The 12,556-nt window shown below is 41.7% G+C and carries 12 protein-coding genes; 7 read left to right on the forward strand and 5 right to left on the reverse strand.

Translation table 11 applies throughout. The annotated features are described in order from the left end of the window. Complete coding sequence (locus tag AAFX28_RS17685; protein ID WP_408689598.1) at positions 1–1,023, reverse strand: HD domain-containing phosphohydrolase; 1,023 nt, start codon at positions 1,021–1,023, stop codon at positions 1–3. Positions 1,024–1,233: 210 nt separating this feature from the next. Here AAFX28_RS17685 and AAFX28_RS17690 point away from each other — a divergent pair, with 210 nt between their 5' ends. The 6 genes from AAFX28_RS17690 (at position 1,234) to AAFX28_RS17715 (ending at position 7,001) form a co-directional block, all read left to right on the forward strand. After that, the gene (locus tag AAFX28_RS17690; RefSeq protein WP_408689600.1) at positions 1,234–2,247 is read left to right on the forward strand and encodes a helix-turn-helix domain-containing protein; all 1,014 of its coding nucleotides are present in this window, start codon (positions 1,234–1,236) and stop codon (positions 2,245–2,247) included. Positions 2,248–2,454: 207 nt separating this feature from the next. Then, a complete protein-coding gene (locus AAFX28_RS17695; protein ID WP_408689602.1) occupies positions 2,455–3,831 on the forward strand; it encodes an amidohydrolase family protein in 1,377 nt (458 codons plus the stop codon). Positions 3,832–3,894: 63 nt separating this feature from the next. Beyond that, positions 3,895–4,551: a DUF3299 domain-containing protein gene (locus AAFX28_RS17700; RefSeq protein ID WP_408689604.1), complete on the forward strand. Its 657-nt coding sequence runs from the start codon at positions 3,895–3,897 to the stop codon at positions 4,549–4,551. 83 nt (positions 4,552–4,634) lie between these two features. Then, positions 4,635–5,876, forward strand: coding sequence for a carbohydrate porin (locus AAFX28_RS17705; RefSeq protein WP_408689606.1), 1,242 nt, complete (start codon positions 4,635–4,637; stop codon positions 5,874–5,876). A gap of 143 nt (positions 5,877–6,019) precedes the next feature. Continuing rightward, positions 6,020–6,181: a hypothetical protein gene (locus tag AAFX28_RS17710; protein WP_408689608.1), complete on the forward strand. Its 162-nt coding sequence runs from the start codon at positions 6,020–6,022 to the stop codon at positions 6,179–6,181. Between the two features lie 280 nt (positions 6,182–6,461). Continuing rightward, entirely contained in the window at positions 6,462–7,001 is a 540-nt protein-coding gene (locus AAFX28_RS17715; RefSeq protein WP_408689610.1) for a DUF3332 family protein, read from the forward strand. Between the two features lie 62 nt (positions 7,002–7,063). Here the strand turns inward: AAFX28_RS17715 and AAFX28_RS17720 are convergent, their stop codons facing one another. From AAFX28_RS17720 to AAFX28_RS17735, 4 genes are read right to left on the reverse strand one after another with little or no spacing between them, the layout of a single operon-like run. Next, positions 7,064–7,723: a potassium channel family protein gene (locus AAFX28_RS17720; RefSeq protein WP_408689612.1), complete on the reverse strand. Its 660-nt coding sequence runs from the start codon at positions 7,721–7,723 to the stop codon at positions 7,064–7,066. After that, on the reverse strand, positions 7,723–8,787 hold the full coding sequence (locus tag AAFX28_RS17725) for an AI-2E family transporter (RefSeq protein WP_408689614.1): 1,065 nt from the start codon (positions 8,785–8,787) through the stop codon (positions 7,723–7,725). The genes AAFX28_RS17720 and AAFX28_RS17725 overlap by 1 nt, the downstream gene beginning before the upstream one ends. 34 nt (positions 8,788–8,821) lie before the next feature. Further along, entirely contained in the window at positions 8,822–9,835 is a 1,014-nt protein-coding gene (locus AAFX28_RS17730; protein ID WP_408689616.1) for a DUF2955 domain-containing protein, read from the reverse strand. Beyond that, positions 9,825–10,952, reverse strand: coding sequence for an HlyD family secretion protein (locus AAFX28_RS17735; RefSeq protein WP_408689618.1), 1,128 nt, complete (start codon positions 10,950–10,952; stop codon positions 9,825–9,827). The genes AAFX28_RS17730 and AAFX28_RS17735 overlap by 11 nt, the downstream gene beginning before the upstream one ends. Positions 10,953–11,227: 275 nt before the next feature. On the opposite strand from AAFX28_RS17735, the gene AAFX28_RS17740 reads away from it, so the two are divergent. Beyond that, positions 11,228–12,238: a helix-turn-helix domain-containing protein gene (locus AAFX28_RS17740; RefSeq protein ID WP_408689620.1), complete on the forward strand. Its 1,011-nt coding sequence runs from the start codon at positions 11,228–11,230 to the stop codon at positions 12,236–12,238. The last annotated feature ends 318 nt before the right edge of the window (positions 12,239–12,556 follow it).

Here is a 12,556-nt window from a genome sequence, read left to right on the forward strand (position 1 = left end):
TTAGTCCTTAAAACGAGCTTTGATCTCTAAAATCTCAGGTAAGTTCTCAATAAACAGATCCACAAGGTGAGGGTCAAAATGCTGTGACTTTTCTTCTTCAAGTAACTTAATAGTCCGCTCCACCGTCCATGCTTCTTTGTAAGGTCGTTCAGAGGTAAGCGCATCAAAAACATCAGCAATGGCGGCAATTCGGGCAACAAGGGGAATCGCTTCTCCAGATAAACCATTTGGGTACCCTTGCCCATTCCATTTCTCATGATGAGATTGAGCGACGTCTGCGGCCATTTTTAGCAGCTTAGAGCCCGATGTATCACCGAGAATATCAACCCCAATCGTGACGTGGCTTTGCATCACCTCCCATTGTTCAGCATCCAACTTACCGGGCTTAAGTAATACCGAATCTGGAATCCCTATCTTACCGATATCATGCATTGGGGCAGCTTCGCGCAATATATCGGATTCTTCTAACGTCATACCGCATGCCAATGCCAGAACATGGCAATAGTGGCTCATACGCAAAACATGCATACCCGTTTCATTATCTTTGTACTCAGCTGCCCTACCGAGTCTTTTGACCATTTCTACTTTGCTATGATTGATCTCTTCTGTTTGCTCTTTGACCTTCAAATAAAGAGCCTGCTGATGATCATAAAGCGACAAATGAGTTTGAACACGCTGTAGAGCGATTGCTGGGTTGATAGGCTTAGTGATGTAATCCACTGCCCCTAAGGAAAGGCCATAGACTTCATCCTCTGGAGAGATTTTTGCTGTGACGAAAATGATAGGAATATGTGCAGTATTCGGCTGAGCTTTTAGAACTCGACAAACCTCATAACCATCAACGTCTGGCATCATGATATCCAACAAAATCAGGTCAGGTTTAGGGGTCATTTGAGCAAGCTTGATAGCAACGGCACCACTTTTTGCTGCTTTCACTTTATAGTGGCTTTTTAATAGGCCAGTGAGGACATCCAAATTCTCAGGTGTGTCGTCTACAATCAAAACCGTCGATTTTTCGCTCATCAAACCTCCAAGTTAAACTTTAACATGATGAAATAATTGAAAATTCAACATTGAGTGTAGAAGTGGTTTTTCAAATTTGCGAATTCGTCACTCGCTTATTTAAGTAGATGGTCTAAACGATCAAATATTGGCCTTAAAATCGCTGTATTAGCTAGACTGTTTCGTAACTAGACGGTATATATCAAAAAGAGCATTTAGAGCGGATTGTCCATGCCAAAACATCATCCCAATGACGTCATCCATGTCGTCCATAAGGACCATGTCGACTTTTTTGTAAGCTTATTCAAAGAAATAGATGACAATATTTATACCCTCTTAAGACAGGCTCAAATCCCCAATGATATAAACACCTCCCAAGCTGACTATCGATTTTTACCAGAGACAACGCTTAAAAATCTCATGCAAATCTTAGCGAGCAAAACTTCAAACGAAGATTTTGGTGTGTTGATCTGGAGTACTTGCAAGAATGTCTACATTCCTGAGTTTGTTAAACAGCTCACTCAATGCAATACGTTAAAAGAAGCACTGGATGAATTTGGCTCAATACTAAAAACCCAATCCACCAACGCTAATGTCTATACCCAACATGCCGGTGGTAAATGGTGGTTAGTCCGAGAAAAGGCAGGAGCAGATGAAATTTGGTTCAAATACGCCGAAATGTTTTCGGTTGTGTTTATGTGTGAGTTAGTAAAAAACCTTACCGATGATCAATGGAGGCCTACTGAAATAGGCATTCAAAGCCCTGAATCAGAAGAGTTCAGTAACCTACCCGAGCTGAAACAAGCGATATTTTTCACTGAGCGCCCTGTCACAGCGCTGTATATTCCTGATGAGATTATGCTTGCTCCTATATCGTTACCCTCAATAAGCCACAAAGACCGTGAACAAGCCCCTAACCTTGATTTTCTATCGTCCTTTAAACTAGCAATTAAGCCCTACCTTTCAATGGGTAAACTGCCAATAAAAATTGCCGCTGAAATATTGAATTTGAATGTTCGTACCATTCAAAGAAGACTAGCAAGAGAAGGGGTTACATATAGCGACATCATTGAAGAAATGGTTTTAGAGCAAATGACGGAGCTTTTAAAGTGTGACACCCTTCCCATAACTATGATCGCAACAAAAATGGGCTATTCAGATTCCGCACATTTCACGCGGGCTTTTAAAAGGTTGATGAATATGACTCCAAGGGAATATCGCAAACGATACAGTCCACCTAATTAATAAAACTTCGACCAATTTCGAGTTTCTTGTCACCTAATGGCAATTATCGCACCTTGATGAATGGCAATATTACTTCTAAGTTAATGAATGTTAGTCATTTGTTGAAAATATTCTCACCACAAAGACCAACTTCGTAACACTAGAATTAGTAAGGATTGTTACGCGAAGCGAATTTTTCGCAGCGTATGGATATTTATAGGTGCCCCAATGAAACATAAGAGTACTAAGCTCTCAGCAATTGCATTGTCATGCTCGGTTGCGTTCTCAGTGAATGCAGCTTCCACCCTTTTCACCAACGTCGATATCTTTAACGGCACAGAAGACAAACTGTACGAAGATCACAACGTATTAGTTGTCGATAACAAGATCAGCAAAATTTCAAAAGAAAGCATCGATGCCGCTGATGCAACGGTCATCGACGGACAAGGCAAAACGTTAATGCCGGGTTTGATCGATGGTCACGCTCACGTGATGATCAACTACAACTTTGGCGACATCGAAACCAACAAAGACCTTACCGATATTTCAATCCATTCGATTCAAGTAGCAAAACGCTACTTAGATGATGGGTTCACAACAGTTCGAGATATGGGTGGCCCAGCATTCGGCTTGGCTCGTGAAATCGATGCGGGCAATATTCCTGGCCCTCGTATCTACCCATCTGGTGCGTTCATTTCCCAAACATCTGGCCACGGAGATTTCCGTGATCGAGGCGATGCCGGCTTTAGTCCAAAAACTGCAGGCGATCTATCTAACTTCGAAAGAATGGGGATTGGCGCGGTAGCCGATGGTGTACCAGAGGTTCTAAAAGCAACTCGTACCAACCTTCGTAATGGCGCAACGCAAATTAAAATCATGGCCGGTGGCGGTGGTTCTTCTCGATTTGACCCAATTGATACAACTCAGTATTCAGTCGAAGAGACTTGTGCGATTGTAGAAGCAGCGGCCGATTGGGGTACCTACGTGGCAGCACATACTTTCAACGACAGAGCCGTTAACCGCTTACTTGATTGTGGTGTAAAAACGTTTGAACACGGTTTCTTCGTCAACGACGAAACCATGAAGAGAATCTCGAAAGAAGGCGGCTTTATGGTTCCTCAGATGTGGGGGCTTTCTCCTGACCTAGCGAAAAACCCGCTTATGCCTAAAGAGAAGCTTCCTATGATCGCAGAGCTTCAAGAAGCGTATGGTGATTATGGTAAACGACTTCTAGATAACAACGTCAAAGTTGTATTCGCTTCTGACTATGTGGGCGCTGATTCTGACGCAGAGCGAGCTCGCCGCTACGAAATATACTGGCGTACTCAAGCATTCGGTAGCAACTTTGAAGTCCTGAAGCAAATGACATCAAATGCGGGTGAAATGATCGCAATGTCGGGGCCAAGAAACAAAGTAACGGCTAAGCTCGGTGTGATTGAAAAAGATGCTGTTGCCGATATTTTATTAGTAGAAGGGAACCCTCTTGAAGACATCTCAATTCTAGGTGCAACTCCGCAGTGGTTTGATGCAGACCCAGAATATAAGCAAATCGACACAATTAAATTAGTCATGAAAGACGGTGTTGTTTACCGCAATACACTCTAACCAAATCATGCTGAATGAGGCAGAGTCCTTCTGCCTCTATTTTTATTCTGAAGTGTAGTCCTTATGAAATCTCTATTTATTCTGCCCCTAACTCTTCTTTTAAGCGTCGTATGCAACGTACAAGCAACTGAAGTTGTGTACTGGGATAAGCTTCGTCCAACCATGACCTTGGAAGATGACCCCTTTCTAACATTGGATCAAAACCAGTTGTTTGACCTTGCAACCATTGCACGTTTCAACGAGGCTGCGCAGCAAGAAGACTTCTCTGCATCTCAAGAAGCTTTAGACGAAATCAAACAAACGAAGCAACGTTTAGCCAAACAAGGCGTTGATGTTGAGTATTTATTTGAAATGAGAGAAATAATTCGTCAGCAAAGAGAAGAACTTGCCACTAAACCCAATGCCGCTGTACTCAATAAGATGTCTCGAATTCCGGGCTTTATTACCCCTGTCGAGTTCAATGGAACTAAGGTGACAAAGTTCTTTTTAGTCCCGACTGCGGGAGCTTGCATTCACACGCCACCACCTCCTCCAAATCAGATTGTATTAATTGATTACCCAAGTGGAATCGAATTAGTCTCACTCGCTACGCCTGTTTGGGTTGAGGGCAAGCTCATTAATCAATCGGTTACCGCTAACGTGGACTACTCTGACGGTAGTACAGGAGTCGAAGCCGTTTACTCCATGCAAGCCGAAGAGATCGAGCTATACCAAAACTAAAGGATGTCGCTAAATGGCTACTTTCCACCAAATGACTCAGTTAACCTCTTATTATTCGCTCAACAAGATATGAAAGTAACCTTATGAAACTATCAAAATCATCTGTTAGCCTTGCCGTTGCGGCCTCTTTGTTTGCTCTTTCATCAAATGCCGCAAACTTTGAAAGCCCTGATTCGGTAGAAAACACCATCGCAGAAAATGCTCGTCAAAAACAATCATGGCGTGAGTCTTTAGCAGCTGATGGATTTACGTTCGGAGCCGATTACTTTGCCTTAGGACTTTCTTCGCCTGATGGTAAAAATGGCAATGATGCCGATGCCTCTTCCGGCGTCGCAAGGTTGTACGGTTCATGGAACTTACTAGGCAAAGGTACTAATAATACTGGTAGCCTAGTGTGGAAAGTCGAGCACAGACATTCCTACTCGAATACCGCACCTAAGCAATTCGCTTGGCTCGGAGAAGAACAAATTGGTTATGTTGGTATGATTGCACCAGCCTATAGTGACCAAGGCTTCCGTGTTACTGATTTGAATTGGAAACAGAAATTTAATGACGGCAGAGGGACATTCGTCATAGGCTGGCAAGACGTCACCAACTACGTGGATACCTACGCATTGGCAAGCCCGTGGACTGGCTTTACTAACCTAGCGTTCGGTACTGGTGCTGGAGCTATGGGACTACCTGACGATGGTATTCTCGCACTGTCAGCAGGCCACATGATTGGAAATAACTTCTATGTTGTTGGAGGCATTGCCGATGCCAAAGGTAAATCAGATGATATCTTCGAGGGGTTTGATACGCTTTTTAACGACACCACATTATTTACAACGCTAGAACTAGGTTGGACAGCCTCACAAGAGCAGATCTATACAGACAATTTCCACGTCACCTTCTGGCATATGGATGAAGGCTCCCAGCATAGCTTATCAGCTACCTCAACGCGTGAGGGAGATTCAGGCCAAGGCGTTAACTTCTCATGGAGCCAATTTGTCACACCACAAATGATGCCTTTTGTTCGCGGGGGGGTCTCTGAAGGTGATGTTGCGTTATACGATAAGTCACTCAGTGTTGGCCTAGGCTACTTTGGATTAGGGAACCCTAAAAATAACCTAGGTGTTGCCATTAACTGGTCTGAAACTAATAGTGATACGTTGCAGAACGAATTTGGGGCAGATAAAGACCAAACGGCGGTTGAAATATATTACAACATGCAACTGACCGATTATTTACAAGTCACTCCAGACATCCAATATATCAACAATCCTGCTCTTTCTGATGAAAGTAATGCTTGGGTTTTTGGTATCAGAGCTAGAGTATTTATTTAACATCGGCATCTAATTTCAAAGCCCTAGAAAAATCTAGGGCTTTTTTAATTTAACCATTACCCCATCAACATGGCGCAACATGGTAACTAATGTTTGCTCGCTTAAAGTAAGCTCCTCTTAAATATCCAGTAAGAGGAACAGTAATGACCATAAATGAATTCAAACAAAGTGATACCTATCAATGCCTTATTGTAGCCATGCAGCTTTTTCGCTCAATTGGGAGTGTTGCTTACAAGCTTTCTAAAGTATTGGTAAAAGCGCTATTGTGGGTAGCAATTAAGTCATATCGTTATGTAGCGAAATAATCACAATATGAATAGAGTTACTAAGAAAATCTCCAATTTTTAATCAAGTATTAGCTATCAATTTTTTACTTGAGCACCTCTTTAAAATCCACTCTTTCATTTTAAAGCCTTCAGTTATCTGAAGGTTTTTTTATGTCTGCCATCATGCGACTTATAAGCTACACGTTATAAATATTTCATCATTCAATTATCCAATGGCGCAAAATGGTAAGTATAAAAACTCGCCAACCGCATAATAGCTTCATCAAAACAAACAACTCGACAATACTTGGAACTTGTGATGAAAAATATCGTAACTAAAACAATTGGTCTTACTCTTCTTGCTACGGCTCTAACAGGTTGTGTGGGTAGCAACGCGGTGACAGAAAAAGTCGTTACCTTCAACGTTGAAGTCGTTGACAACCGCTATGCTCGAGCAGGTGTTAACTTACTTCTTGCACCTGTTTACGGTATTACGACAGCCGTCGACTATGTCGTATTTAACTCACTTGAATTCTGGACGGGTAAAAACCCTCTAAATGGTAAGCCTCACCTATTCGATACTAAAGTAGATACTCAGTTTAAGATTAATGATGAACTTGACCCTTCATTAACAGACGCGCCAATTGCTCCTTTGTCGAATAACAGAACCATCGAATCAGGCGTTATGAAGCAAGTCGACGAAAATACGATTCAAATGGATATCACGTTTAATAATGGTGAAACTGGCGTATTAACTGGCGTAAGAGACGGTGAAAATGTCGCTTACTACATTGATGGAGAACTGGTCACTGAGACAACCATCGGTCAACTTGAAGCGCTCAAAGCAGAAAACGTGTAGCTCTGAAACAAAACAGGCCCATTAATGGGCCTGTTTTTTCGATGTTAAACTCAATAATTCTTCTATGATTGGCTCTCTTGGCTTAAACGACTGCTAACCAAACTCGCCACCATTATCGCCAAATAAAAGCTACCTAGAATCGATTCGATAAAGACGAAGAATCGAGGGATAGGAAGCGCTGGCGATATGTCACCATACCCAACAGTAGTCAGCGTTATAAAGCTAAAATAGATTACTTCGAACAAGTTTTCGGTCCATGGTTTTGGTTCAATACCGTTAAATGCCGCTGGAAACAATTCAATTTGCAGCAAGTAAATGATCGCCCAAGACATACCAAATAGTAAATAAATACAGATAGAACCGATAATTTGGTTCCTACTCACATAGTCTGTCACCATCACCTGCTTGAGTGCAGTAAAGGTGTGAGAGAATAAAAAAAACAGTAGCGAGACAAGAGTTACGATAGATAAATCGTAGTCTTCAAAGTAAGAAAATCCCCCTGTAATCGCCGCTAAGCTCAATAGAAACCCATACCAACTTCTATAGAAGGTCTGCTTTCTGTTCACCCCAACAATAGACAGAGCTAGACATATGATGATGAGGGCTAAAATCATCTTTTGCCCTCCATCGAACAATTGTTGCATCACAGCGCTTGAGAGCAGTAATCCAAGTAAGGCAAAGAACAGAAAGTAAAAATTGTCATCCCTCGACACTTTCTTCATTAGGATTTTCCTTCTGCCTCACTATCTAGCCAAACCGTAAACAATTGGTAGGTTAAGCTTAAAACAACCGCACCAACAAACAATCCAACGATTCCAGACATCGCCATTCCACCCAAAGCACCGAGCAGAATAACCAACATCGGAATGTCTGAGCCACGACTGAGTAGCATTGGTTTTAAAATGGCATCACTACCACTCACCAAAATACACCAGATGAGGAATATAACTGCCGTAGTTGTGGTATCAACAGTGAAAACATAAATAATAACGGGTAGTAATGCTAGGATTGGCGGAAGCTGAATAATTGCCACCAGCAACACTAATAACATCCATAGCCCAATCGCTGGGACATCAGCAAAGAACATCCCTGCCCCAGCCATCACAGACTGAATAACTGCAACGCCAATAACACCTTGAACCACACTTCTTACGGTATTTTTAGAAAGAGTCGCCAGACCTTCACCGTGGTCTCCAGTTAAGCGTTGAGCCACAAGAATAAAGGCTCTTTCGCATTTCTCTGCATTAGCCATAAATGCGCCCGCAATGATGGTGGAGATGATGAACTGAATAAAACCACCACCGAGTGAGCCTACAATACCTGCTGCTTTACTTACGATTGTTTTCACCTCTTCTCCGTACTTAATCAGTACACTTTCTAAGTTGGAAGAGAGTTGAACGCCAAACTCATAAACCTTGTCACCAACGAGCGGTAGATCTTTTAAGTTGTCGTTCGGTTTTGGAAAAGCCACTGTCCCTTCTTGCAGCCCAGCAACTAACTCAGATCCACTTGTATATAACCCAGTAGATAGAGCAATCAAGGGGATAAGGAGTAAAATGACACCGATAAAGGCAAGTATGCCACTCGCTTTGCCTACGCCGATTCCAAACTTGCTACTCGCCCAACATGCTATAGGATACAAAGCCGTTGCGATGATCCCTCCCCAGACGACGAGCAAAATGAAAGGTTGTAAAATCGAAAAGCACCAAAAGATTAAAATGGCAATAGCGCCTATCTTTATAAATGCATCGATTGCTTGGTTAGAGAAGTTGTTTTCCATTTTCATATACAATCCTTGTTACCCCATCTAGGGATAAATCCTATACTTGCAAAAATTTCCAGTCGCGAGTTTCCAAAAAGAACGAAACAACTATCATGTAAATTCCAATCAGGAATAATTGGAATATGCGAATTAGCATATTGCTATCAATCTCACCCGAGCTCATCAACGTACTCCCTAATAAAACCAGCACCGTGCTAAATGCCGTTGCATAGATAGGAGCCTTATCAGGTTTTGTATAGATTTGAGTCGCCATCACGATAGCGACAAATGAGATAAACAGCGTGTAAAACAGAATGTTGGGAACAATGCTAAGTATCGTAAACACACCTATCGCGAGTACCCCACCAATACTGTTACTAATGATCAGAAAAGCACTAAGCTTTATCGACTTCTCACCCGTTATCATCAAAGACAACAACGCAATGAACATCATAGTAAGCAGTGCCTCTGAGATTTGGAAAATGAAGAAAAAGCACACAACTGGGAATGAAATGATCATCGCACGGAATGCTGCATGCCAACGTTGTTGACTCGTCAACGGTGAAGGTTGATAGCCTTTAAAGTTTGATTCCGGTTCTGGTAAGTAAATGTGCACAATCGCGAAAATCATTACCGCGACAACACCTGAACTTGCCAATCCTGTCGCGAGATAAACAGAAATCCCAGGGTTAGAAATGGCCATAAACGGTAGCATGAGTATGGCAATAATCAGAATCGTCGCAAACAAGTTCCATTTGGGGTCTGTAAACAAATAGTATCCCCATAGCATCATCAACCCGATTAGAATCAACATCGGAATGGGGTATTGCGTGATCCCGTTAGATAAAATCAGCCCCAGCACCATTGTCATTACCATGGCGATGATCATTTCATAAACCGTTTCTTTATTAAGATCAGGCTTATCAATCAAAAACTTGGCAACAAACACTGGTGCGACAAACGCTAAAGGCCAATCAATCCAAGCAGCTAAAAACACTGCTACCCCTACACCAATGGTGTAGCGAATAATCTTAACTTGAAGTCGAGTATCCTCGATGGCGCTAGCGGACATAAGACATCATGCTCACAAAACGAATCCACAGCTTACCAATCGTATTGAAAATGAAGTTGTCACCGCTATATACAATCACGTCAGCTTGACCGCCAATACGCAATAACCCCGACGCTTCAGCATGATCAAACTCAATAGAGATCGGCAGCATTTGAGTTTGACGTAACCAACCTGTTTGATTGTTAGCTTGTGCCAATTTACCCGCTTGATCGTTTTGTCCCCAATCCACGCCCCAATCAACACTCGTCACCTTACCTTTGATGACTTTACCAGGGGCAAAGTCTAGTGCCACTTCAACGACATCACCTGCTTCGATATTACCTAGGCTATTTTCACGAAAATAAGCTTCTATCCAAATGCTCTCTGTAGATACAAACGTCATCAACGGTTGCCCTGCTGAAGCATAGAAACCTTCAGATAAGCTAAAGTTAGACACTCCGCCTACCGTTGGAGCTTTAATTACGGTTCTTTCTAAATTGATTTGCGCCTGTTCTAATGCCAACAAGGCTGCTTTGATTTGACTATTATCCTCGCCATCTGCCCCCAATTGCCGTTTAGCTTTGTCTAGGTCAGCTTGTGCATTAACTACGTTTGCTCTCGCACTCGCAAGGTTGGCTCTCGCTTGGTCAGCATCAGATTTGGATACAACGCCCCTTTCTGCCATTTCCAAAATTCGATTGCTCTGAAGTTTGACGTTCTCAAGATCAACATTTGCACTTGTCAGGCGGGCTTGAGATGCAGCAATAGCCGCTGTCTGAGCGCCCACATTTTGCCCTGCTATCTCTAGGTTTTGTTCGGCTTGCGCTACAGCAATCTCATAATCCGCGGGGTTGAGTTTTACAAGAACATCCCCTTCATTAACTGGTTGGTTAGCACTTACGAGGATGTCGAGAACCTGACCAGATACCTGTGGCTTAATTGGTACCACATAACCTTTTACACGGGCATTATCGGTCATAGGAATAATTCGATCAGAAACGATACTAAATAACAATAAAACAACGACCGACATCAGAAGATAATTGGTAATTTTACGCACTTTATTAGGTTTTTCGGCTGCAACCTCTTCTTGTACCACAGTTTCATCTTGTTCTGGTTTTGTTGCTTGATCACTCATATATTTACCTACCGCTGAAGATTCCATTCACTAATTATATTTATAGCTTCAATATCAGAAAAATCGAAGTGAAATTGTAGAATTTTTCTTAATATTTAATAGTTTATTCATATAGCGCCTCGTATTTATGACGCACGTCTCAAACACCTAAATACGATGTGTGTCGCAAATGGCTGTCATATTCAAATATAATTAAGAAATCCCATACAAAACTTACCATTTTGCGCCAAAATGGATTATTCTTAAAATCCTAGATCTAAGAAAAGGAACGTTCTTTGTCTACCAAACCAACAAAATTGCCAATGATACGCACTGGCTATACAAAAATTCTTATTGAGGTTTTCTCTCGAAATGGAATTAACGTTCAAGAGCTCCTCAATAATTCAGGACTACCGCCCGATCTGTTCGAAACTGACAAAGATTACTTACCCGTAGAGCCGGTTAAACGCTTAGTTTATTTGTTATCAACTCAAGTAGGCGTCAACAATTTTAGTGAGCAGCTACGTTTGGCGTTCCGTCAACGGATCATTCCTCAAATACTCAATAACTTTGAATCGGCAGCCACTGTTAAAGAAGCACTTAGCAGAGCCAATGAGATATTTGCTAGTGACTCTCCCGGCAGCAGTATTACGTTTGAACATCAGTATGGTAGATACTGGTTTTGCCGCACTGTTGAGTATGAGAATTCGCCCTACTTCATATGGGGAGAGGTATTTGCCGTGTTGTACGTTATTGAGCTCGTACAGGCGCTTACTAAGTCAGATTGGTTCCCTGAGCAGCTCAAGATTCAGCATATGGACGACGCAGCCATTCGTTCAGCTCTAGGAAAAAAGACCCAGCTTTTTGTCGGTCAAAACCAGACCGCTTTGTTGGTAGATGAAACAACGCTCAATAAAAAAATCCATATCACGTCATCTGATACTAAATTAAAAGCTCCACTCGTCGAGTGGCATACTAGTTTCAGCGATAGTGTCTTCACCGCTTTATTACCTTATGTCAAGGAACACTCCTTAACTGTCGATCAAGCCGCTAAGCTATTAAAAATGACATCACGAACATTTCAGCGAAGATTAAAAGAAGATCGTACTTCATTTAGACAAATTAAAGAGAGTTTAATGTTATCTGTATCTTGTGAATTAATGGAAGAAGGTCACTCGTTGACTCATATTTCTAGCCAACTCGGCTACAACAATATCTCCCATTTTTCACGTGCCTTTAAGCGAATTACTGGATTGACCCCAAAAACATATAGGAAGTCTATCTTGGGCCTAGCTGAATCCACATAGGCGTACTCACTTGGTGAAGTAACAATAACCTATATAACAAGCTTGCTATCAATAGAAACCGAGTTGTTCTCAAAAAGTTTACTATATAGCATGCTTGCTAAATCAATATGCGCACTCAACTCATTGATATCTTGTATTCTAAATAAAACAACCATATATCCACCTTAAGTTAATATTCTTCCATTTTATTCTTACACACTCTCTAGAATTAACTTACCATTTCGCGCCAAAGTATTTTATCAGCGTGATAAATGGTTTTATTTAAATTCGTAGTTTGGCAATATAAAACCCAGTTAAGAACATAAATAAAAAGTAAGG

The organism is Vibrio sp. TBV020, assembly GCF_046056895.1.
GTDB lineage: Bacteria > Pseudomonadota > Gammaproteobacteria > Enterobacterales > Vibrionaceae > Vibrio.